This window comes from Candidatus Galacturonatibacter soehngenii, assembly GCF_008830185.1.
Lineage (GTDB): Bacteria > Bacillota > Clostridia > Lachnospirales > Lachnospiraceae > Lachnotalea > Lachnotalea soehngenii.
Genome location: NZ_WAGX01000007.1, coordinates 455,828 through 481,103, shown reverse-complemented (window position 1 = coordinate 481,103; position 25,276 = coordinate 455,828). Strand labels below are relative to the sequence as shown.

Here is a 25,276-nt window from a genome sequence, read left to right as displayed (position 1 = left end):
TAGTAATATGATACTAACAACCAAACGTATTTCAATTAATCTATGGAGGCTGTTATGAAAAATATATTATTAATTGAAGATGATAAATCCTTAAGTGATGGAATTATACTTGCTCTTTCCACCAATGAAATTGCAGTTACACCATGTTTGAATCTGCATTTTGCAAAAGAACAGATTTGTTCTTTGCAATATGATTTAATCCTATTAGACATCAATCTTCCAGATGGAAATGGACTTCAATTTCTAAAAGAATTGAAAAGTAAGGATACTACTCCTATCATTTTGCTCACTGCCAACGATATGGAAACCGATGTTGTAATGGGCCTTGAACTTGGGGCAGATGATTATATTACAAAACCATTTAGTCTGGCTATTTTAAGAGCCAGAATCCATACTCAGCTTCGAAAACAAGTGACATATCCTAGCACAAAAATAGAACTAGACGACTTTTGTTTTGATTTTGAACGAATCGAGTTTTTTAAAAAGAATACTCCCATTGAACTTAGTAGGACAGAACAAAAGCTTCTACGGCTCTTAGTCGAGAACAAAGGACGAATCCTTCCAAGAGAAACGTGCATTGATCGAATCTGGACCGATGCAGTCGAATATGTAGATGAAAATGCACTCTCTGTCTCGATTAAGCGACTTCGTAATAAGTTGGAAGAAAATCCCTCAAAACCTGAATATATAAAAACCATTTACGGAGTAGGGTATACATGGGTGGTGAATCGAACATGAACCTTTCACACATAATAGTAATCCTCTTACTCATTTGTACCGTAAGTGCTGTAGTCGTTATGCTAATGAGCCGTAGAAAGCAGCGTCGTACACTAGTGACCCTTAATCGTATGATTGATGCTGCAATATCTGGAACCTTTACCGAAAATACCTATGATGAGAGTCTACTCTCCTCGGTGGAAGCCAGGTTTGCACAATATCTAAGAGGAATGGAAACTGCCTCAAAAAAATTAGCTAAGGATAAGGATAAAATCAAAGAATTGATATCCGATATCTCTCATCAAACCAAAACGCCTATTTCAAATATTATGTTATATTCACAGCTTTTAAGCGAGCAAACACTTTCACCAGAATGTGAAGCCTGTGTAAACACCTTAAATAAGCAAGCCTTAAAACTTAATTTTTTAATTGATTCACTTGTAAAAACATCACGTTTAGAAACAGATATCTTCACTTTGCATCCTACTATAAATGAAATTATTCCTATGTTAAAAGATATCTGTAAACAGGTTGAACATAAAGCTTTGGAAAAGGAAATTAAATTAGTGATAAGTCCTACAAAGGAATGTGCATACTTTGACTACAAATGGACAAGTGAAGCAATCCTTAATATTCTTGACAATGCCATAAAATACTCCTCTAGTGGTACTTCCATTCTTATCCGCGTTATTTCTTATGAATTTTTTTGTCGCATTGATATTGAGGATAATGGAATTGGGATTGCTGTGGAGGAACAATCGAAAATATTTAAGCGTTTTTATCGTTCTCCTAACGTAAGTACGATGGAGGGTGTTGGAATTGGATTGTATTTATCTAGGCAAATTATTAGCAAAGAAGGGGGATACATAAAATTATCTTCCGTAATAGGAAAAGGAAGTACATTTTCAACCTTTTTATTAAAGCAAAAACCCAACTAGTATTTCTAGGACCTTAAAATCTTTCCATTCTGTCACATTTTCATTTGGTACAGAAAGATTGTGGAAAGATTTTCTTGTTATAGTTTTTTTATGGTATCACACAAGTAGTGAAACCAAATGCTTAAAATGGAGGTAATAGCAAATGAATATCCTAGAAACGCAATCTCTAACTAAAATCTATGGTTCTGGTGAAACAATGGTACATGCGCTTGATGATGTAAATCTAGAAATAAAAAGAGGAGAATTTGTCGCAGTCGTTGGAATGTCTGGAAGTGGTAAATCCACTTTACTTCATATGCTTGGTGGTCTTGATCGTCCTACAAAAGGAAGTGTACATGTCGATGGAAAAGAAATCTTTCAGCTAAATGAAGAACAACTTACTATCTTTCGACGTAGGAAAATCGGTTTTGTATTTCAAAATTATAATTTAGTCCCTATTCTTACTGTATATGAAAATATAGTTTTACCAATACAACTTGACGGCAATATTCCTGACAAAGCATATTTAGACCAAATCATTCATACGCTTGGTCTAGAACAAAAGCTTAACAATCTTTCCAATAATCTTTCTGGCGGTCAGCAACAAAGAGTCGCCATAGCACGTGCATTGGCTTTTAAACCTGCAATCATTCTTGCAGATGAGCCAACTGGGAACTTAGATAGTAAGACTAGCCAAGACGTGCTTTCGCTTTTGAAGGTAACCAGTCAAAAATTTGGTCAAACCATAGTTATGATTACTCATAATGAAGAGATTGCTCAGCTTGCCGATCGCATCATCCATATTGAAGATGGAAAAATTGTAGGGGGTGCTTTGGCTTGATTAAAGTAAAGAATAACAAAGTAATTGCAAATCTTGCCAAAAGAAGCTTTCAATCCAATCCTACACGTAATTGTATTGCCATCTTTGCAATTGCTTTGACTACCATGTTATTTACCACCTTATTTACCATAACGGGAACGATTTTACATTCCTATCAACAGGCTACATTTCGACAAGTAGGAGGGGATTTCCATGGAGGTTTTAAATACATTACAAAGGAGATATTAGATACTCTTTCAAAAGATCCACTTATAAAAGAATCTGGTGCAAGACTTATACTTGGAATGCCTGCTGATGTTCCTTTTCATAAGGCTCATGTTGAAGTTAGTTATATGGATGAAGTATGTGTAAAATCTTCTTTTTGCATACCTGATGTTGGTTCTTTACCAAAAGAAGGTACAAATGAAATGGCTTGTGATACTAGAGTCCTTAAGCTTCTTGGCATAGAGCCAAAGATAGGACAGCAAATTACCATTACATATCGCCTAGGTCTTGATACAAACTCTGCTAAGTCCGTGACAGATACTTTTACACTGTCAGGCTGGTGGAACTACGATGCGGCATCTTATGCCAGCCATATCATTGTTCCTTTATCCTATGCTAACAATACCTTAGCAAGTTATGAAAAGATACATGAAAAGGATAAAACGGGTAGCTGGACTTTAAATGTTTATTTAAAAAATGCAGCACACATTGAAGACGATTTAAATACCATACTGGAACGAAATGGTTATCAATCAAAGGATCAAAGCACAAATAACTACATAGGAATCGGCATAAATTGGGCGTATGTTGGCGCACAGTTGTCACAAAATATTGACGCTGGAACTTTTATTTTAATACTTTTGTTGCTCTTACTCATTATATTTACTGGGTATTTGATAATTTATAATATTTTTCAAATCTCTGTTTCAAATGATATTCGTTTTTATGGTCTCCTAAAGACTATTGGAACGACAGGAAAACAAATGAAAAAGCTTATCCTTCAACAAGCCTTACTTTTATCTACCTTGGGTATTCCAATTGGCCTTCTTTTAGGATACCTATGCGGTAATATTCTGGCTCCAGTTATTATGTCTACACTCTCCTATAAGAATGTTTTTGTAACAACAAATCCGTTGATTTTTGCTGGAGCTATTCTCTTTTCTTTGGTTACTGTTTTTATATCTTGCAAAAAACCAGGAAAAATCGCTTCAAAGGTATCTCCCATTGAAGCTGTCCGCTATACAGAACGTACGAACGTAAAAAAAACAAATAGAAAGAACAAGGAGCACTTAAATCTGTTTCAAATGGCCTTTGCAAATTTATCTCGTAATATTTCAAAAACAGTATTAGTGGTAATCTCACTTTCTTTAGCCGTTGTTCTTCTCCAATTAACAGTCCTATTCACAAATGGATTTGACATGGAAAAATATTTGCAAAAAAATGTTGTATCAGATTTTATTGTGGCAAACGCCTCTTATTTTCAGACCAACGCAGATTTCTTTAGCCAAGAAACTGCCTTACCTGAAGAAGTTATAAAAGACCTTGAAGAACAAGGCACCTTTACTGATTCTGGTCGTATCTATGGCGCTACAAGCAATATTAAGGAGTTCACAGAAAAGGATTGGTACTATCAGCTTCATGGAAAGTATAATGATAAGGATACCGTAACTCAAATGCTTGAAGGTGAAGATACGAAAGAGGGATTGGTTACCGATGATGCACAATTATATGGAATGGAAAAATATCCACTGGATCAGTTAACGGTGGTGGAGGGCGATCTTTCTGCTCTTTATGATTCCTCACAAAATGCTATTGCTGCAGTATATCATACGGATGATTACAATGTATTGGAACCTGATAGTCACTGGGCTAAGGTGGGAGATCAAGTTACCCTGCGCTACGTTGATACAATGGAATACTACGATCCACAAACAGGAGAAGTCGTGACAGACATAACAAATGTAGATGAAGCCAGCTTGGCACTTCGACCTTCTACTTATCGTGATATCACGTATACTGTAGCTGCCTGTGTAACTATGCGTCATTCCATGTCCTATCGCTACTATGGGACGGATGCTTTTGTTTTAAACGCCAAGGTGTTTCAAAAAGATAGCAATACGTCTGGTATTATGACTTATCTATATGACACTACAAAAGAGACAAATGCTGCTATGGAAGCATTTTTAAAAGACTACACAGAAAATATTGAACCTACCCTAGATTACGAGTCGAAACAGTCGTATATGGATGAATTCAAGGAATTTAAAAATATGTTTCTTTTACTTGGAAGCGTATTGAGTGCGATTGTAGGGTTCGTTGGTATCCTTAACTTTTTAAATGCGATACTAACCTCTATTATGGCACGACAACGAGAATTTGCAATGCTACAATCCATAGGAATGACAGGAAAGCAATTAAACCAAATGCTTGTTTTTGAAGGACTTATTTATACCGCATTTGTAATTGGTATCTCCCTGATTCTTAGTCTGATTATGGGGCCGATGTTTCGTAAGGTATTAGAAAGTATACTTTGGTTTTTTACGTATCGCTTTACTTTACTTCCAATCATTGTTGTGACTCCAATATTCATATTGCTAGGAATTGTATTACCTTTGGTTTCTTATCGTTTTAGCTCTAATCATACCATTGTAGAGCGTTTAAGAAAATCAGAGTAGATTAAATTGAACACGAAAAAGGTAACGGAGATTTTCTTCCGTTACCTTTTTTCTATCATACTAAAAAATTACACTTTATTTCTTATTGTCTTACTTTTATATGAACTTCTCGAAGCTGTTGTTCTGTTACTTCACCTGGTGCTCCGCACATTAAGTCTTGCGCATTACCATTCATTGGGAATGGAATAATTTCACGAATATTTTCTTCATTTCGAAGAAGCATAATCATACGATCAACACCTGGTGCCATTCCTGCATGAGGTGGTGCCCCGTATTGGAATGCATTATATAAAGCTCCAAATTTCTCTTTTAAATCTTCCTCTGTATATCCTGCTATTTCAAATGCCTTAACCATAATATCAAGATTATGATTTCGAACTGCACCTGAGGATAATTCTACACCGTTACATACAATATCATATTGATATGCTAATATATCAAGAGGATCTTTGGTATTTAACGCCTCTAAGCCGCCTTGTGGCATAGAGAATGGATTATGCGTAAAGATAACCTGTTTTGCTTCTTTGTCATACTCAAACATTGGAAAGTCATTGACAAAGCAAAAGCGGTATGCATTCTTTTCTAATAGATCCAAGCGATTTGCTAACTCTGTACGAAGCTGTCCTGCATACAATGCAGCTTTTTCTTCTTTATCCGCGATAAAGAAAATGGTATCTCCTGCTTCTAACTTAGCAATTTCTGCAATTTCTTGCTTCATTTCATCGGGGATGAATTTGTCAATTGGTCCTTTGTAGGATTTATCTTCTAATACTTCCAAATATCCAAGACCGCCCATACCAATTGATGTTGCAAATTTTAATAATTTTTCATGGAAGCCCTTTGACATATCCGCATGAACCTTAATGGCACGAATGGTCTTACCGTGAAATGGCTTAAAGGTACATCTTTGGAAAAAGTCTGTTACATCTACAATACGCAGTGGATTACGAAGGTCTGGTTTATCACTACCAAACTCTAACATCGCTTGTTTGTAACTAATGACTGGATATGGTGCTTTTGTTACTTCAAAGCCTTCTGGTGCAAACTTTTCAAAGGTTGCTGATAACACTTCTTCCCCTGCTCTAAAAACATCTTCTTGAGTTGCAAAGCTCATCTCAAAATCCAATTGATAGAATTCTCCTGGTGAACGATCTGCTCTTGCATCTTCATCACGAAAACATGGTGCAATCTGAAAATATTTATCAAAGCCTGATACCATAAGTAATTGTTTGTACTGCTGTGGAGCTTGTGGCAACGCATAAAATTTTCCTTTGAATTTACGTGAAGGAACAATATAATCTCTTGCACCTTCTGGTGAGGATGCGCAAAGAATTGGGGTCTGAATTTCTAAAAATCCCATGTCGGTCATCTTTTGTCTTAAGAAAGTAATAACCTCAGATCTAAAAACAATATTGTCTTTTACTTTTTTATTACGTAAATCAAGGTATCGATGCTTTAATCGTAAATCTTCACGAATTTCTTTTGATGTCATTACTTCAAAAGGAAGCTGCTTATATACTTTTCCTAATACTTCTACTTTTTGTGCTTCTAATTCAATTGTTCCTGTTGGTATCTTTGGGTTAAAGGTTTCTTCATCACGAAGTTGTACTGGTCCTTCAATGCTGATACAATCTTCTTTATTAACTCCTTCTAAAAGAGTGGTATCACGCATAACTACTTGCATTACTCCATACATATCCCTTAAATCAATAAAAGATACACCACCATGATCACGGATATTTTCCACCCAACCAGCAATTTTTAGTGTCTGGCCGATGTCTCCTTCGCCAATTTGATTCATTGTTTTGTTACGATACATATTCGATGTGTTCATATTTCTCCTCCAAATGATAATAAATACGCGAACCTTCATTATACTAAAATAGCGATAACGATTCAGTTCAGTTCAATGAAAAGTTCAATAATACTGGCAATTTATAGATTTGTATCATAAATTTTAATACTAAAAAATGCCCATCCAAAACGAATTGTCGTTCAGGACGAACATTATATGTCCGCGGTACCACCTGATTTACTGTAATACAGTCACTCAACGGTTCTACAGGCTGAAACGTTAAACTGTTTCACTTGCCATAACTCATAAACCTTGCTGTTTGTCGCACAGCCTACGGCGCACCTACTAATCGCTATCTATGTAGTGAGGTTCAGATTGCAGCTGGTAAAGTGTTATTCACATAAATTCACTTTATGGAGTTTTCACTGTCCTCCACTCACTGGAAACGATAATTTATGCTACTTCTCTTCGTCATTGCTATTTTCAAATTATATAATACTGGTATGAAGTTGTCAACGGCTATTCTTATGAGTATATAAATACCAAGAAGACTTTTGAATTGGTTTTATTCTAAAGTCTTCTTGACAAAGAATTCCTTAATCCACCCAACGATAAAATGCGTAGGATATGGTATCTTGTGTTTTTGTATATTTATCAATGTAGGTTATTCGAATATAAGTAGTTGCCATTGCACTTTTGCTCCAATAATTATATTTATAAGATGAATATGCTGACTCATAGCTATAACTATATTCTGAAACCTGTTTTCCATAAGTAATCTTTTTATTATTTTTTATTGTTGTATATACATATTCTGATTTACTCTTATCATAAACGCCATACTCTATTTTTTTCAACTTATAGCCTTTAGACATAGCAACCTTTACTTTACCTGAGTTTCCCTTTAATAAGCTATAATTAAGATTATTTGCACTAAAAACATCATTTTTCCCAACCTTAAGGGTTTTTAGCACGCTATCGTTTTTTGCATAAACTTTAACAGTATGTGCACTCACCTTTTTTCCAGCTGCATCTACAATGTTAAAGCTAACTTTATAATTCCCTTCTTTATTTGCTAAGAGTGTGATCGTTGCGTAGTTTTGGTTTGTTGAGGTTCCTTGTTCTGTACGTTGATACGTTTGCTTTACTTTCAACTTGCTACTATTTGACTTTAATCCTTTGATTGAATATCCATATCCACCTAAATCAAAACTAAACGTTTGATAAGTGGAATCGGAATACATTCTTACCTTTTTAGGTACTGATCCGTAGGATTGTGCTTTTACCGCATTAGATGGCATAGCAAACAAACCAATTACAAATGTTAATGCAAGTAAAATGGATGTTATTTTCTTTGAGATTTTCATATGTTTCCCCTCTTCATAAGTTTTATAGTACTTTTATACTATTCTAATAATATAATTAATTGGTATTTTCTGTCAATAGGAAGATTACGTTTAAGCTAACGCTGTTTCTTTCAAAAAAAGTCCTTTCGATTTTCTATTTAATCGAAAGGACTAAGCTAGTTAATATAACAATTTATAGAAGCTATAAGAAAGTGTGTTCTCTTGCTTTGTATATTTATCTAGATAAGATACACGAATAAATGTACCTGCCACTGCACTTTTTGTCCAGTATTTTCTTCTGATATATTTACCTTCGTCTTCATCAAAATATTCATCTTTTGAAGAATACTCTGAAGAATCTTTACCATAAGTAATCTTTTTATTATTCTTAACTGTAGTATATACTATTTCTTTTTTTGCTTTATCATAGATACCATATTCTATCTTTTTCAATTTATAACCTTTTGCTAAAGTTACTTTAACTTTACCTGAATTACCTTTTAATAAGTAATTATCGGTAGTTTTCATATTTGCATCATTAACAGTAGTAGAAGTAATGGTATTTTTTCCTAACTTCAAAGTTTTTAATGGACTATCGTTGCGTGCATAAACAGTAATCTTTTTAGAGCTTACTTTCTTTCCCTGCGCATCTAAAATGTCAAAAGACACTTTATAAGTTCCTTCTTTACTAGCATACAAAGAAATGGTTGCAAAATTACTATTTTCCGTGTAACCTTCTTCGGTTCTATAAAAAGTTTGTTTCACCTTCAATTTACTATTACTAGACTTTAAGTTTGCAATTGTGTAACCATACCCTGGTAAATCAAAACTTAATGTTTGTTTTGATGTCATTGCATAGATTCTAACTTTTTTAGGTACTGCTCCATAGCTATCAGCTTTTGCCTGTGTTGATGGCACCAATAATACACCTATAACAAGTGTGAGTGCAAGGAATGCTGTGAATAGTTTCTTAATAATCTTCATTTAATAACCCCTTTTCATAAGTATTTTAGTACTAATGTACTACCTTAATAATATAGTCAAATAAATGTTTTTAGTCAATTAAATTTATAAACACTTAATTAAAAAAACCTAAAATTCCAAGTATTAAAACAAACACGGATGATACTATTTCAAAATATCCTGAGAGCCTTCGGCTTTTTAATAGCCCACCTAGTAGACTGCCACTTTTCACAAAAAGAAAACTTGCAATTCCACATATTAATGGTGTAATAAATACGGGCATACCTGTAATTCCAGCTCCGACTCCCATACCAATATTATTTACACTAAGAATTACACCAATTAATATTGCCTCTTTTAATTCAATAACCTGTGATTTATCCTCATCTACGATTGTTGGATCTTCGCTCATTTCAAGTATTTTATTTCTTTTTGGCAAAACCGACATTTTTAACATGTACATGCCAAGAAGAATCAGTAGCATTCCTCCAATCATATTTGCAGCCTTAACTGACATTAAATCGCCTAGGATTTTACCAAAATGCATGGATAAAAATGTTCCAACACAAGTAACCATTGCTATATAAAAATTAGAGGTGTTATTAATCGAAACCTTTTTTAATCCATAGTTAAAGCCTATAATAAAACTATCCGCCGTGGATGCGAATGTAATGAGTATCAGCATAATCAGATACATAATTTACCGCCATACTTTTATTCAAAATATATATTATGATAAAACCCCAAAATAGTTAATTTTCATTGTTCTTTTTACTCTCTCCTTTGTCTTTATCTCAAACAATCATAATATGATTTTATTAATAATACTAGTACATAAATCCTTCTACATTATTCATGTTTTCCATTAGAAAAAGAACACAAAATCTGTGTTCTTTCTTGACTGTAAATATAATTATTACGCTCTTTTATTCGTTGTCATCCCCATTAAGATTCTTATCATAATTTTCTAAGAAATGATGTTTCACACCTTGTTCCTTATAGGCAATAACTGTACTTAAATTTACGTTTTCTACGCTTCTAAATATATTTCCTTCAATGTATGGATTTGTTTCCTTTAACTTGGCGATTAAATTCTTTATTTCAACTCGTTTCGATCCTGTACTTCCATCCACACGACAGGTTGTACATGTATCGGTAAAACGACAAGCGCACTGAATAAAATGAAGGTCGTTATAGTCTCTCCAACTTTTGATATCTTCTTCTCGAATCAGATACATAGGTCGTATTAACTCCATGCCTTCAAAGTTTGTACTGTGTAGCTTTGGCATCATGGTCTGAATCTGTGCTCCATACATCATACCCATTAAGATTGTTTCAATTACATCATCATAATGATGTCCAAGTGCAATCTTATTGCAGCCAAGCTCTTTTGCCTTGCTGTATAAATAGCCTCTTCTCATTCTGGCACATAAGTAACATGGTGACTTTTCAACTTCATAGACTGCTTCAAATATAGTTGACTCAAATACCGTGATTGGTATATTAAGCAATTTCGCATTTTTCTCAATAACCTGTCTATTTGTTTCATTGTAACCTGGATCCATCACAAGAAATACAAGCTCAAAGTTTACCTTTTTATAGCGCTGCAATTCCTGAAATAATTTTGCCATCAACATGGAGTCTTTTCCACCAGAGATACAAACTGCTATCTTATCTCCTTCTTTTACCAGTTCATATTCTTTTACTGCCTTGGTAAATTTACTCATAATCTCTTTGTGATATTTCTTTTGAATGCTCTTTTCAATCTCTTTATAACGAACTTCTTCTTTTTTAAAGGTATCTATGAGCCATTTTCCATATCCTCCATCAAGATTATATGCCTCATACCCTTGTTCGGTTAATTCAATTGCAACATCCTTACTGATGATGCCTTTCATACAGTACAAAATAATTTTCTTACTCTTATCTAGTTGATTAATGTTGTTCCAAAACTCACACTCACTTAAGTTGATTGCACCTGGAATATATCCATGCTGATAAGCTATATTATCCCTCATATCGATGAGCTGGTACTCATTTTCTTGTAACTGTTTTAATTGGTCTATGGTTAAATCTATTGATTTCATTTTATCACTCCATCATTTGTTGTTAATCGATACGGATTGATTATACTAGGAAATGAGAATGAACGCAATAAGGTGTTTTACATGGTAAATTTTACTTTTGCTTAATCTTGAAACGTCTTCAACGCCTCTATGGTTTGCAAGATTAACTCATCAAGTGTCCACCCAAGCATATTGGCACCTTTTTCAATAACTTCTCTGGAACATCCCGCCGCAAATCCCTTGCTCTTATACTTTTTCTTAACAGACTTTAGTTCCAAATCCTGAACACTCTTAGATGGGCGCATTAACACTGCTGCTCCAATTAGTCCAGTCAGCTCATCTACTGCATAGAGTACTTTCTCCATCTCATGTTCTGGCTTTATATCAACGGTGATATCATATCCATGACTGGCCGTTGCATGAATGATACTCTCTTCTATACCATGTTCTCTCATAATTTCTTGACTTTTGATACAATGTTCATTGGGATATTGTTCAAAATCAAGATCATGAAGGAGCCCTACAATCCCCCAGAACTCTTCCTCCTTCTCATATCCTAATTTACGTGCAAAATACTTCATGGTTTGCTCAACCACTTGTGCATGTTCTAAATGAAATGGTTCTTTGTTGTATTGTGTTAGTAGCTCCCACGCTGCTTCTCTTGTCATGAAATATCCACTCCTTTTCTTAAACTAAATTACTTATTCACTAAATTAATGTATTTATGTTGTAATAACATTTTATATGCAAATACGCCACATGTCATAAGTGGCGTATTTGTCTAAAAACTATTTAATTAAAAGGTTGGAACTACAGCTCCAGTGTATTTTTCTTCAATAAATTTACGAATTTCTTCACTTTGAAGAGCCTTTAAAAGTGCCTGAACCTTTTCACTGTTTTCATTTCCTGCATTTACAGCAATAATATTTGCATAAGTAGTAGCTGCTAGTGAACTAGCTTCTTCTGTTGCTAGTGCATCTGATACACTAAGACCACCTTGAATTGCATAGTTACCATTGATTGCAGCAAGATCAACATCTGGTAAAGCACGTGCAATCTGAGCTGCTTCAATTTCTTCAATGTTTAAATTTAGTTTATTTTCTTCAATGTCTAATTTGGTTGCGCTAAGTCCTGCATCTGCTTTTAATTTAATAAGACCTTGTGCTTCTAATAAAAGAAGTGCTCTTGCTTCATTTGTTGCATCGTTAGGAACTGCAATAGTTGCTCCTTCTTTTAATTCTTCGATGGACTTTGTTTTTCCTGCATAAATTCCAAATGGCTCAAAATGAATCGCTCCTGCTGAAACGATATCAGTTCCATTTTCTTTGTTAAAGTCATCTAAGTATGGCTTATGTTGGAAGTAATTCGCATCTAACTCTCCAGTATCAAGTGCAGTATTTGGTAATACATAATCATTGTACTCTACGATTTCAAGTGTATAGCCATCTTTTTCAAGAATAGCCTTTGCCTGTTCTAGAATTTCTGCATGAGGTGTTGGAGATGCTCCTACTTTAATTGTTTTATCTTCTGTTGTAGCTTCCTCAGCTTTTGCATCTGTTGTATCTGTTGAATCATCTTTTGTCTCAGTTGATGAATCTTTTGTTGTTTCAGAATTGGTTGCTTCTGGCTCTGCTTTTGTTGCACAGCCTGCCAATGCTCCTGCTGCTAATGTAAATGCTAACATAAATGATGTAATTCTTTTTTTCATAATACTTCTCTCCTTTTCTTAATTCATGCAATCATTTAAAGACAAGCTCCAAACAATTACAAATTCTTTATTCTTTTATCAGTCCTATTGGCAAATCTCATTCCAATTTCTTGGAATATTTGCACAACGATGACTAGTAAAATCACTGTGATAAACATAATATTGGTCTGGTAGCGATAATAACCATAATTTACAGCAATCGCTCCAAGTCCACCACCACCAGTAAATCCTGCCATAGCAGAATATCCTAAGATTGTTGTTGTTGTAATCGTAGCCCCAATCAATAATGATGGTTTTGATTCTGGTAGAAGCACTTTATAGATAATCTGTAAGGGACTAGACCCCATCGCCAAAGCTGCTTCAATGATACCTGCATCGACTTCTTTTAAAGATGATTCAACCATTCTTGCTACAAATGGAGCTGCTGCTACAACAAGCGGAACAATGGTAGCCGTAGAACCAATGGTCGTTCCAACGACAGCTCTTGTAAAAGGCAAAATGGCTACTAATAATATAATAAATGGAACGGAGCGCATAATATTTACAACAATACCTAAAACGGCATTTAATGGCTTACACTCCCATATTCCAAATTTATCTGTTATGAATAAAAGTACTCCAACTGGAATTCCAAGCAAATAGGAAAAGGCAGTGGATATCAATGTCATATATAGTGTTTCTTTTGTACCTTGAATCATTAGCGTAATTAATTGATTAATTTCCATCTACATCACTCTCCTCATAATGAATTCCGATTGAATCTAAGTAATTTTTAGCTCTGGCAATAGCAAGTTCATCCTCAGGTAATTGAAGAATCATCTGCCCAAATGCCTTACCTCCAATATCTTCAGTACTAGCACCAAGTATATTAACCATAGTTTGGCATTTTAATACCAAATTAGATATAACTGGTTCAAAAGAGGATTGACCATCGAATGCAAGTCGAAGAATTCGTTTGTTTTGTAGACTTGCAATTCCTTTATTTTTTGGAAATATCAATTCTTGTGCAATCTTTGACTTTGGTGAAAGAAAAATATCTTTCACTGCACCAGTTTCTGCTACCATTCCATTGTCAAGTACAGCAACCTGATCACAAATTTGCTCCACAACTTTCATTTCATGGGTAATTACAACAATCGTAACACCCAGCTTTTCATTGATATTTTTTAATAAATCTAAAATCGATCTAGTTGTATTTGGATCAAGTGCACTCGTTGCTTCATCACACAACAGTACTTGTGGATCTGTTGCTAGTGCCCTTGCAATTGCAACTCTTTGCTTTTGTCCTCCTGATAACTGAGAAGGATAATTATTCAGACGATCGGAAAGCCCTACTAGATCTAATAATTTTTTAGCCTTTTCTTTCGCCTCAGATGACTTAACTCCTGCAATTTCTAGCGGATAGCATACATTTCTTAATGCAGTTCTTTGTTCCAACAGATTAAATTGTTGGAATATCATACCGATTTTTTCTCTTTCTTTTCTTAATTGTTTTGGATTCAATGAAGTAAGTTCTACCTCATTTAAATAAATTCTTCCTGCTGTCGGTCTTTCTAACAGATTAATACATCGTACCAGAGTAGACTTACCTGCTCCGGATAATCCGATGATTCCGAATATACTTCCATCTTCTATCGTAAGATTAATATTGTTTACAGCCTTGATTTCATCTGTGCTAGTACGAAATACTTTACTGACATTATCAATTCGAATCATCTGCTTACTCCTTTCGGTTTAAATTAATAGAGGCATTTCCTCTTAGAGTTAGGATTCTTCGAACTTTTTAGTTAAAACAAAAAAGAACAGCGATCCTACGGATGCGCTGTTTTGGTTTCATCATTGTAGGCTCTTGATTATAACAGATATAAAACCGGTTTGAAGCGCACTCCATAAAGCATAATACCACAAATGTACCTGCAACAGCAACACATCATTTGATTATAAGCTCTCATGTAACTTCTCATATCCGATTTCTCCTCTCAATATTAATATGTAACATCATAGCAGATAATAAAATTATGCGCAAATACACAAATTTAATAGTTAGATATAGGAAAAACCTATAACACTCTGTCTTGATATTTTTGCAATTCTTTTATATATAATTCACCTAAGCTACTAATGTTTGATCCTTTTCTTTTGATATAACCAATCCTCATTTTCTGACTTTCCACCAGTGGTACTGCCTTATAATCATCTCCATTTAATTCCTCACAAATGATTCCCGAACATAGTGTATATCCATTTAACCCTACCATAAGATTTAACAAGGTTGCTCTATCATCTGCTTTAATAATTCTTTTGTATTCATACGTACTCATTACTTCTTCTGCCAGATAAAATGAATTATTCTTCCCTTGTTCAAATGCCAGACAAGGATATTCTTCTAGTTCTTCCATGGAGATTAATTCCTGCTTTGCCAATGGGTGTTCCCCCCATAAATACACATACGTATCACATTGAAATAGTTCTTGAAATTCAAGACTGTTTTCTCGCAGTATTTTGGTGAGCACCTGCTCATTAAAATCATTTAAGTAGAGTACACCAAGCTCACTTTTAAAGTTTTTTACATTCTCAATCACTTCATACGTCTTCGTTTCGTGTACTGCAAATTCGTATTGCTCCATACCAACCTTTTTCACCACTTCTACAAATGCCTTGACCGCAAAGGTATAATGCTGCATGGATACACTAAATTTTTTCTTTGAATTCTTTTCGATATATCTATTTTCCAACAAACGATATTGATCTACTACCTGTCTTGCATAGCCTAAGAACTCTTCCCCTTCTGGAGTAATAATGATTCCTCTGTTTGAGCGAAAGAAAATATCGGCTCCAATTTCTTCTTCTAGTTCCTTCATAGTGCCTGAAAGACTTGGTTGTGAAATAAACAATCGCTTTGCCGCTTCATTCATAGAACCACAATCCGCAATCATGATAGCATATCTTAATTGTTGTAATGTCATACCTTCACCTCTTTGTGTCGATGAGAAATGATTTTAAATCTACTGTCTAGAAAAATTCATTTCCTATTAAATTGATATGTTTAATAGAGAATATCATTATTTTTTTATTTTGTCAATTAAATATAGTGCTTTTTTTAAAGTGTAACGTACCTATGATTTTAATAAATACGGACCCAAAAGAGTCCGTATTTTCCATTAACATCAAGTACTGGTGCTTCCTATCTTCTTGCACTTATTTTCATAATATCATGATATATTTTTTTCGTACTGCATGAATCATAACTGTAATACAAGATGATATCCAGTATATATGGTGAGAATGTAAGCTGATTTAGCTCCTTTGTAAAGGCCATTGCTCCAATCTCACTTAAGGTACGTATTGTAGAATAATTTTTTATACCAAGACAACTCCACAATAGAATTTTCTTAGTTCTTGTATAGATTTCTTGCTCGAATTGTTCCTCCAAAAAATGAAATATCTCATGTCCTAATATTGTATTTATTATAACCTCTTGTGTGAAATGTTCAACCAAAAAAGAATCCTTCTCTAAAATATCACATGCTTTTTGAATTGGCTCATTCATAATTTCAATCCGATTCGGCGGGGTGTAAAGAGCAAAAACAATTCTTTTTCCAATCATAGAGCTATCCTGTTGGAATACTTTTATCTGAAAAACCTCCGCTAATTCTTTTACTCTTGCACTTTTATATTGCATCTTAATACGCTTTGCATATTCAATCCCACAATTGATAGCCATATCAATCATTTCTTTTTTCTCTTCTTTCGTGATTTTTTTATGCAATGGCTCTTTGGAAAATGCATATAACCCCCACTCATTTTCTTTTACCAATAATAAATTTGATACTAACTTATATAACTGAGTGACTTCTTGCATACTTTTTCCACCTAGTTTTACTTTCTACTACATTTCACTCACTATTTAACTTTGCTTTATATTTGCTGCCACTACAATAATTTCCATATCTGGCTCTAGCGTCGATATTTCAATATCCATCAGAAGTTTTAGCTGTTCAAAATCAGAAGCACTAAAATCAATGACTCGTGCTCCAACGCATAAATAAAAATCTGGTCTTGCAATTAATTCTGTTTGATATACCGCCATTGCATCCCACAGTCTTTGTACTACTTCCAAATACTTACTAGCTGTTGTTTTTAGCGCTTGTGCAAAACCTCGTTGAACCTTTATAAAACCTTTTGAATCTAGAATACGAATCGCATCAGCCTCTCCATTTTGCTGCGACTTTGTTCCAAAAACAGAAATGAATTTTGTTTTTTCAAGAAGGATCGCCTCTTCTATATCAATACGCATATCGGCGGCTGCTAACTTCCTTAACTCTTCTTCACTACATTCTTTTAGTAAATCCGTTGTCTTTACTTCTGTTGAACCTGTCGCAATTGCAGTTACTTTTGAGGTTTGTGGATCAATATCAATATGAATTTCCACACTTTCTGCAGTCGCACCACTTTGTATGGCTTTATTCATTGCCTCCATTTTAATGGAGCTTATATCTTCTTTTGTTGGTGATGGTATGATACGTTCCACTACATCTCGTACCATAGATAAAGCCACTCCAATGGAGGAAATCACCTCTGCATTTTCTGGAATGCTATATTTCACTCCCATTTTCTCAGCAAAATAAATGATTAACGAGGCAGCTCCTCCTCCAACACCAACTAAGGAAATCTGGTCTTTTTCCAATTTATATTTTTCTGCCAAATAAAGTATCACAGGTTCTATCTTTGCATACGCCTTTTCCATAATTTGTTTTGCAATATCCTCCACCGTTGTCCCACAATAATCTGCCAACGCTTGCATTGCCTTTCTTGCAGACTCCACCTTTCCGTATGAAAAATGAGTGGGTTTTACAAGCCCTAGTACGTTTGCTGCACAAGAATTTGTAATTGTAACCCTATCACCATTCTCCATTTTGATTGCAACATAATCAGCAGGATCTCCTTGTTTGGGAGAAAAAAACTCTACCTGTGGATTTTGAATCTTTTCTTCGTCTGTAAAGACTGAATAGTCAAGTCCTGCTATATGGGCAGATCTAGGTCCAACATCAACAATACCATTTTTGTTTGCACGCACCATCGAGCCACCAGCCACTCCAAGTACACGCACATCCAAAGAACTAATATAGGTTGGGTGACCACCAACAATGGAATAATCAATGGCTGGACGGCCATTTTTAATTACTCCAATATTTGTAGTTGTCCCACCCACTTCAAAATACACTCCATTTGATGCTCTCAAATACATCAAAGAGCCCATAACCGATGCAGCAGGGCCTGAAAGCATAGTAAGTACTGGTCGTTTTTTCATCTCCGTAATCTCCATGACACCACCGTCACCTCTCATAATCATAAGAGGAACCTGTACCCCTGCTTCACGAACCGATTGTTCTGTTGAATTTGCTGTTTCTAGCATTTTGGGTAGTATACTTGCATTGATTGCCGCTGTTCTTGTTCTTCTTGTTAAACCGTAAAGTTTTGTAATATCTGATGCCATTGCCGTTGCTATTTTTTCTTTCTCTGCCGCTTTGGCTACCATTTTTTCAGGCTCTTCATTGTCAACTCCAAATGCCATGGAAGGAACAATTACTTGCGCTCCCTCCTGCACTAAAGCATGCAACTCCTTATTAACCGAATCTTCTGTCATCTTCTTTACATTCATATAGCGGTTTCGTATTATAATTTCTTTTCCATTTCCTAAATCAATGTTTTCAAGCTTAGTCTGCCTCTTTGCTAAAAATCCTTCCAAACCACCCTTTGACATCCCAATGATACCAACTTGTGCAACATCACCTTCTATTAATGCATTGGTTGCCTGAGTTGTGCTATGAGCCACAAAAACAACTGAATCTGGACTAATGTCATTTTCCCTCATACAGTTTTGAAAACATGTTACAACACCAGCCGCAACTCCTCGTTTATCATCATGTGTTGTCTTTACCGACGATTTACCAATTATCTCATGGGTCTCATTATTGATTGCCACTGCTTTTGTATGCGTGCCTCCCACATCAATTCCCATTCTAACCATTCTAGCCATGTTGCTCCTCCATTTCTACCTATATTGTCTTACACGTTCTATCTAAATACTCCGTATTTGAACTAATTTTAATAACCGACTCCTGCGCAATACATTAGCCGGTTACCAAGATACGTATAAGTTAAACGAATCCACCATATAAGACATAAACGACAATACAAAGAATAATTCCAATAATCCAACCAGTTGGAATGGACATCTTCAAATAGTCTTTGGTTGCTACTTTTGTATAGCCAAATCCCCAAGCAACCCAAGATTGTGTAACATCTAAATGCTGTGGTGCAATTGTTGTAATCGCAAACAAAGGGAATAAAAATTGTACTGGCCAAGCTGCAACGGAAACCACAACAGCTAAAATTGCTGCTCCACATCCTACAAGATTCATTGGACCTCGAAAGAACCCTAGTGGTGTCAATACTGCAAACAAAATACTTAACAAAAGTGCACTTTCTGGAATAACCCCTCCAAGTAAAACCTTAAAATATGGTGAAGCATAATTAGCCGCATTATTAAACATGGATAAGGTTAATAAAAATCCTATCATTGGTGCTACATCGATTGCCCCATCTGCAAACTGCTTTGCAAGCATTCGACATACCGCGGTAAATCCCCCTCGTAATTTCCCACATGTTATAAGTGCAAACAGACCTGAAATAATAAACGCAAGAATAATAGGGATTTTAAATAAAATAACACCGATTACAGGTAACACAACACAAATCCATGAAATGATTGGTGCATCAGCCGAATTCGAGGAATCCGCTGTTACTGCCCACGCATAAGATACTTTTTTCTTACTTAAAAATACATTACTTACTACAAGTACAACGATAAGAGCAACTACCAAAGCTATCATTCCAAATGGAAAATAGGTATTGTAATCGTAGGTGCCATAACTTTCATTTGCCGTTGCAAATATCGCCTGATACTGCTTAAAGTTAACGATATTACCAAATATTCCTGCCATGATAGAACCCATAAACGAAAACATTGCAATTGGTGCTGGTATTCCAAGCGAAAGCATGATAGGTAATACAATAACGGCAATCGAGATAACAGGACCAATCCCTGTCATTGATGTAAAAATAATGGTTGTGACAATACACAGCAAAGACATGGTAATTCTTGGTTTGTCGCCTCCTAGTTCAACTACCTTACGAATCAAAGTTGCCGCAATACCAGTGTCAATTAATACTCTGCCAAAGAACGCGCCAAAGAAAATATTAACTAGAATTGATTTTCCATAGTTTTCTGGTCCTGTTTGAAAAACATTGGTAAGTACATCAATTATTGTTGCTCCTTCCATAGCTGAGTTAGGGGTAATTGAATTACCAATCAGTGAAATCGTTGTCCATAATACTGACATCACAAAAAATCCCACCAAAAGGTTGTAGCCCTTTACACAGTACCATACCAATCCAAAAAACGATAAGACCATTATGATACCTATGATTACATTAACAGCTTGCATATAATACCCTCCTAAATAAGTTTAATTTCACTGATTTGTTAGATTGATAATTTGCTGCTAACTTGTCAATGAATATCTATCCTTACTATTTTGTATGATTTTTATAATATTATTAATTTATTTCTACTTATTTTTTATATTTATTGTTTTTTATCTTCTTGTATCATTTTAAAGTTACTTATACGATATGTCTTTATGAGAAAACAAAAAAATAGAAGCCCTTTCACAGCCTCTATTCTTAACTCTATTGCTTGATTGCACTCTTTAATTGGATCAATGCTTGTTCTAAAATACTTCTTGGACATGCATAATTGATTCTTTGGAAAAGTCCTGTTTCCTTTCCAAATATCGCTCCTCCATCTAGCCATAGCTTTGCTTTATTCGTAATTACATCTTCTAACTCTTCTTCTGTCAAACCAAGCCCACTACAATCTAGCCATAGTAAATAAGTCCCCTCTGGCTCTACCACTTTGATGCCTGGAATATTTTCATCAATAAACTTCTTTGCGAATATATAATTGTTCCATAAATACTCTTTTAATTCTATATACCACTCATATCCTTTGGTATATACGGATTTGGTTGCTATTAAACCAAGCGTATTTATTTGGCTATATCCTACTTTACCTATCTCTTGCTGGAATAAATGATGCAATTCTTTATTCGGTATCAAAATATTTGATATCTGCAATCCCGCTATATTAAATGTTTTACTAGGAGAACTGCAAATTATACAATTTTCTTTTATTTCATCACTTAAGGAAGCAAAAACCAGATGCTTTCTATCACCATACACAAAATCTGCATGAATCTCATCCGCAACAATCTTGACTCCATGCTTGATGCAAATTTTCCCTAACTGCAGTAACTCTTGTTTTGTCCAAACTCTTCCAACCGGGTTATGAGGGTTGCATAATAAAAATAGCTTTACCTTGTTTTCTACAATCTTCTTTTCAAAGTCTTCAAAATCAATGGTATACTTCCCACATTCATAATGTAGTTGATTATTAATCAGCTTACGGTTATTATCTACAATACATTCCGCAAAAGGATAGTAAACAGGTTGTTGAATTAAGACTGCATCACCTTCCTTCGTATATGCTCTAATTGCTAAAACTAATGCAAATACGACACCAGGAGTAACCAATATCCAGTCTTTTTGTATCTCAAAGCCATACTGGTCCTTATACCAGTTTTGAATAATCTTATAATAATCATCCATAGGATCTGTATAACCAAAGATTCCATGATTTACTCTCTTTGTAATATCATTTAGCACTTCACTTGGTAGCGAAAAATCCATATCAGCAACCCACAAAGGTAATAGATCCTCTCTATTTTTTCGCTCCTTAGCAAAGTCATATTTTAAACTACTTGTATTTCTTCTGTCTATGACTGAATCAAAATCATACTTACAGCCCATACATTTTCTCCTTTTAATTGTGTATTCCATATTACCTATTATTCTAATCAATTAGCCTTCCAGTGCCTGCGCTAAATCTGCGATTAAATCCTTCGCATTTTCAATTCCTACCGATATGCGAAGAAGGCGTTCATCAATACCTTGTGCCAATCGTTTTTCAATTGGAACATCTGCATGCGTCTGATAAATTGGATAGGTAATCAAACTTTCCACACCACCAAGGCTTTCTGCAAATTGTATTAATTTTACCTTTTGTAAGACGTTTTTTGCTGTTTCCTCACTATCAACAGTAAATGAAATCATTCCTCCAAAACCAGTACACTGCTTTTTAATTATGTCATACGATGGGTGCTTGGGCAATCCAATATAATACACTTGCTCTACCTTTTTGTGTTCTTGTAAAAAGTTTGCGATTTCAATTGCATTTGCCTGATGCTTATCCATGCGAAGTGCCAATGTTTTTATTCCACGAAGTAACAGCCAGCTATCAAAGGGAGAAAGCCCTGCTCCCGTTGTCTTAATTAAAAATCGTAATTTTTCACTCAAATCTTCACGACTTGTTACCAAGAAACCTGCTATCGTATCGTTATGACCGCTTAAATATTTTGTTCCACTATGAATCACCACATCTGCACCTAGTAATAGTGGCTTTTGATAATAAGGAGATAAAAAGGTATTATCAACAATAAGTATAATATCCTTTTCGTGTGCTTCTTTTGCTACTTTCTCAATATCTGTTACTTTCATCATCGGATTGGTAGGTGTTTCAATGTAAATGGCAACGGTATTCTCTTTTATGTTACTAGTAATTTGCTCTAAATCACTGGTATCAACATAGGTGATTTGCAAGCCATTTTTTTTATTTACATGATCTAATAATCGAATCGTTCCGCCGTATAAGTCATCCGTAACAATGATGTGATCACCTGGTTTAAATAGCTCAAACAATGTTGTAATTGCAGCCATGCCAGAAGAAAATGCTAATGCATCTATTCCATCTTCTAAATCAGCCACAATTCGTTCTACCTCTTCCCTGGTTGGATTTTGTAGTCTGGTATAATCAAAACCAGTACTCTCTCCTACCGCTGGATGTGCATAGGCCGCTGTCTGATAAATTGGAAAGCTGATTGAACCTGTATTATCAACAAATCTCCTTACATCTTTTCCGTGTATACACACTGTGTCAATGGATTTTCCCATAGCATATCTCCTTTGCTTTGCTCATTTATTTCTGTCTCAAAAATTTCTCATCGGGAGTCTTACTAAGTATCTTACGTGATTGTGGTGTTGACCAAAGCTTATCATAATCAATCTGATCATAAAATCTTGTGGCGTAAGGCTGAAAGATTCCTTCTCTAATATCAATTGGCTTTGAGAAACTTTTAAAGTAAGTATTGTTTTTAAATGCTTCAATTTCATATAGGTCTTTGCAATAGTCCCATATATTTTTATAATCTTGCACCCTTTGTTTGATAGGGCCTATATTTCTATAATAATGTGTATCAAACCTTGCCAAGGTAACAAATAATCGGATATCACTATCCGTTACATAATCCCCGAATAAAAATCGATTGTTTGAAAGCCGTTCTTCAATCGTATCAAGTGCATGATAAAAATCTTCAAATGCTTCTTCATAGGCAATAAGGGATTGTGCAAACATCATTCGATAGGTGGCATTGTTTACATTTGGAAAGAGCCAGTCATTGAACGCATCGATTTCCTCTCTAAGTTCTACTGGATAAAGATCTGGAGCATTCTCTTTTTGGAATGGCCGAAATGCGGTTTCCAAATAATTCGTCAAACGATGATAGTCATTATTTACGACCTTTTTTGTTGTGACATCAACTAATGCTGGTACCGTACATCTTCCTGTGTAATCAGGATCTGCATTGTAATATGCCTCGCTTAGGAATTGAATTTGAAGTACGGGATCCATTCTATCTTCATTGTATACAAATTCCCATCCATAGGCCGCATTCTCTTTACTATGACCAACCAAATTGATTCCAATTGCTTCTTCTAGACCTAATAATTCTCTTACAATGGAGGCACGATTTGACCAGTGACATCCCTTTGCCCAGATTAAACGATACCTTCCTTTTTGGGCCTTTAAATCCTTCTCTCCCTCACCAAAGGGAGTAACAAAATGATTCTTTTGACGGACAAAAGCACCTCGTTCATCGATTTCATTCTCTATTTCTTTTGGTCGTAATTTCTTATTTATTCCTTCATTTGACATGTTTATATCCTCCTTTATTATACCTTTTAAGCAAATTGAGTGGTAATACTTTATAATGAAAATTGGTTATAAGTTTTACCTATAACCAATCTGTAACTATAGAAACTATTTTTACACAGTTCCATAAGCTCTATCTCTATTGTGAGGCGTATCCCAAATGGATAAATCAGGGCCTTTTGGTAAAATATGAAATGGATTGGTTGACAAACAGCATAAATGGTAATGCTTTTTGATGGCATCAAAGTCTGTCGTATCTCCAAATCCTCTCTGTTGATATAAATCTCTTGCATACCCCCATAGATTTGGAAAATCTACTAATTTATTTCGATTAAGCCAGAAACCATTATGATATGCCACATCAAACCTAGCAAGTGTCACATATAAGCGAATATCTGACTCTGTAATCTTATCACCAAATAAATACCTTTGATGTGAAAGGCGTTCCTCTAACCAATCCAATCGATTAAATACTAGCTCATAAGCTTCTTCGTAAGCTTCTTGGCTTCTTGCAAACCCTGCTTTGTAGACTCCATTGTTGATATCATGAAACAAAAGGTTGTTTAACGCATCGATTTCTTCTCTAAGTTCGCTTGGATATAAATCAGGAGCTCCCTCCTTATGAAACTTGCTCCATTCTATCTCGAAATACTTTGTCAAATTAAAATAGTCATTATTTACTATTTTTTTTGTTTTCAAGTCAACGACACAAGGAACGGTAAATCGACCTGTATATTCTGGGTCTGTGGATAAATAAATATCACTTAGATATTTAATCTTTAACACAGGATCTTCATGGTGTTCATCTAAGGTAAATGCCCAGTCCGTTCTTTCAATATCTGGACGAATCGGGTCAAGTGTACCCACACTAATTACATTTTCTAATCCAAGGAGTCTTCGAACAATGATGCTTCGATGAGCCCAAGGGCAAACGGGTGACCAAAAGAGTCGATATCTGCCTGCTTCCACTGGTAATTGCCCCTCTTTTGTTCCAAATGGCGTTGTGAAACGATTTTTTTGTCGTTCAAACTTACCATTTGCTTGTATTTCTTCTTTTATATATTTTGTTGACATGCGAATTCACCTTACTTTC

21 protein-coding genes are annotated in these 25,276 nt (G+C 35.0%); 4 read left to right on the top strand and 17 right to left on the bottom strand.

All coding sequences use genetic code 11. From position 1 onward, the window contains the following. Positions 1 to 54 precede the first annotated feature (54 nt). From F7O84_RS16975 to F7O84_RS16960, 4 genes are all read left to right on the top strand, one after another. Positions 55 to 738, top strand: a complete 684-nt coding sequence (locus F7O84_RS16975; protein WP_151147988.1) for a response regulator transcription factor — start codon at positions 55 to 57, stop codon at positions 736 to 738. Beyond that, positions 735 to 1,655, top strand: coding sequence for a sensor histidine kinase (locus F7O84_RS16970; RefSeq protein ID WP_151147986.1), 921 nt, complete (start codon positions 735 to 737; stop codon positions 1,653 to 1,655). The genes F7O84_RS16975 and F7O84_RS16970 overlap by 4 nt, the downstream gene beginning before the upstream one ends. A gap of 142 nt (positions 1,656 to 1,797) precedes the next feature. Then, on the top strand, positions 1,798 to 2,475 hold the full coding sequence (locus F7O84_RS16965) for an ABC transporter ATP-binding protein (protein WP_151147984.1): 678 nt from the start codon (positions 1,798 to 1,800) through the stop codon (positions 2,473 to 2,475). Then, a complete protein-coding gene (locus F7O84_RS16960) occupies positions 2,472 to 5,135 on the top strand; it encodes an ABC transporter permease (RefSeq protein ID WP_243140925.1) in 2,664 nt (887 codons plus the stop codon). The genes F7O84_RS16965 and F7O84_RS16960 overlap by 4 nt, the downstream gene beginning before the upstream one ends. Positions 5,136 to 5,217: 82 nt before the next feature. Here the strand turns inward: F7O84_RS16960 and aspS are convergent, their stop codons facing one another. The 17 genes from aspS to F7O84_RS16875 form a co-directional block, all read right to left on the bottom strand. Next, positions 5,218 to 6,969, bottom strand: a complete 1,752-nt coding sequence (aspS, locus tag F7O84_RS16955) for an aspartate--tRNA ligase (RefSeq protein WP_151147982.1) — start codon at positions 6,967 to 6,969, stop codon at positions 5,218 to 5,220. Positions 6,970 to 7,526: 557 nt separating this feature from the next. Continuing rightward, positions 7,527 to 8,297 carry a hypothetical protein gene (locus F7O84_RS16950; RefSeq protein ID WP_151147980.1) on the bottom strand — a complete coding sequence of 257 codons (771 nt, stop codon included), beginning with the start codon at positions 8,295 to 8,297 and terminating at the stop codon, positions 7,527 to 7,529. 159 nt (positions 8,298 to 8,456) lie between these two features. Further along, positions 8,457 to 9,260 carry a hypothetical protein gene (locus F7O84_RS16945; RefSeq protein WP_151147978.1) on the bottom strand — a complete coding sequence of 268 codons (804 nt, stop codon included), beginning with the start codon at positions 9,258 to 9,260 and terminating at the stop codon, positions 8,457 to 8,459. A gap of 94 nt (positions 9,261 to 9,354) precedes the next feature. Then, complete coding sequence (locus F7O84_RS16940; RefSeq protein WP_151147976.1) at positions 9,355 to 9,936, bottom strand: manganese efflux pump; 582 nt, start codon at positions 9,934 to 9,936, stop codon at positions 9,355 to 9,357. 229 nt (positions 9,937 to 10,165) lie between these two features. Continuing rightward, positions 10,166 to 11,326, bottom strand: a complete 1,161-nt coding sequence (locus tag F7O84_RS16935; protein WP_151147974.1) for a PP-loop family protein — start codon at positions 11,324 to 11,326, stop codon at positions 10,166 to 10,168. 101 nt (positions 11,327 to 11,427) lie between these two features. Then, on the bottom strand, positions 11,428 to 11,973 hold the full coding sequence (locus F7O84_RS16930) for a hydrolase (RefSeq protein WP_151147972.1): 546 nt from the start codon (positions 11,971 to 11,973) through the stop codon (positions 11,428 to 11,430). Between the two features lie 128 nt (positions 11,974 to 12,101). Beyond that, positions 12,102 to 13,013, bottom strand: coding sequence for a MetQ/NlpA family ABC transporter substrate-binding protein (locus F7O84_RS16925; RefSeq protein ID WP_151147970.1), 912 nt, complete (start codon positions 13,011 to 13,013; stop codon positions 12,102 to 12,104). A gap of 56 nt (positions 13,014 to 13,069) precedes the next feature. Next, positions 13,070 to 13,738, bottom strand: a complete 669-nt coding sequence (locus F7O84_RS16920) for a methionine ABC transporter permease (protein ID WP_151147968.1) — start codon at positions 13,736 to 13,738, stop codon at positions 13,070 to 13,072. Further along, a complete protein-coding gene (locus tag F7O84_RS16915) occupies positions 13,728 to 14,729 on the bottom strand; it encodes a methionine ABC transporter ATP-binding protein (protein WP_151147966.1) in 1,002 nt (333 codons plus the stop codon). Before F7O84_RS16915 ends, F7O84_RS16920 begins: the two co-directional genes overlap by 11 nt. 344 nt (positions 14,730 to 15,073) lie before the next feature. Next, on the bottom strand, positions 15,074 to 15,979 hold the full coding sequence (locus F7O84_RS16910) for a LysR family transcriptional regulator (protein WP_151147964.1): 906 nt from the start codon (positions 15,977 to 15,979) through the stop codon (positions 15,074 to 15,076). Positions 15,980 to 16,197: 218 nt separating this feature from the next. Continuing rightward, positions 16,198 to 16,875, bottom strand: coding sequence for a hypothetical protein (locus tag F7O84_RS16905; protein WP_151147963.1), 678 nt, complete (start codon positions 16,873 to 16,875; stop codon positions 16,198 to 16,200). 45 nt (positions 16,876 to 16,920) lie between these two features. Beyond that, on the bottom strand, positions 16,921 to 19,053 hold the full coding sequence (locus F7O84_RS16900) for a hydantoinase/oxoprolinase family protein (RefSeq protein WP_151147962.1): 2,133 nt from the start codon (positions 19,051 to 19,053) through the stop codon (positions 16,921 to 16,923). 121 nt (positions 19,054 to 19,174) lie between these two features. Next, the gene (locus F7O84_RS16895; protein ID WP_151147961.1) at positions 19,175 to 20,524 is read right to left on the bottom strand and encodes a citrate transporter; all 1,350 of its coding nucleotides are present in this window, start codon (positions 20,522 to 20,524) and stop codon (positions 19,175 to 19,177) included. A 244-nt stretch (positions 20,525 to 20,768) separates the two neighbouring features. After that, positions 20,769 to 21,947, bottom strand: coding sequence for a MalY/PatB family protein (locus F7O84_RS16890; RefSeq protein ID WP_151147960.1), 1,179 nt, complete (start codon positions 21,945 to 21,947; stop codon positions 20,769 to 20,771). A 51-nt stretch (positions 21,948 to 21,998) separates the two neighbouring features. Continuing rightward, on the bottom strand, positions 21,999 to 23,147 hold the full coding sequence (locus F7O84_RS16885) for a trans-sulfuration enzyme family protein (RefSeq protein WP_151147959.1): 1,149 nt from the start codon (positions 23,145 to 23,147) through the stop codon (positions 21,999 to 22,001). Positions 23,148 to 23,172: 25 nt separating this feature from the next. After that, the gene (locus F7O84_RS16880) at positions 23,173 to 24,186 is read right to left on the bottom strand and encodes a glutathione S-transferase C-terminal domain-containing protein (protein WP_151147957.1); all 1,014 of its coding nucleotides are present in this window, start codon (positions 24,184 to 24,186) and stop codon (positions 23,173 to 23,175) included. 111 nt (positions 24,187 to 24,297) lie between these two features. Next, the gene (locus F7O84_RS16875) at positions 24,298 to 25,257 is read right to left on the bottom strand and encodes a glutathione S-transferase family protein (protein WP_151147956.1); all 960 of its coding nucleotides are present in this window, start codon (positions 25,255 to 25,257) and stop codon (positions 24,298 to 24,300) included. Positions 25,258 to 25,276: the final 19 nt, after the last annotated feature.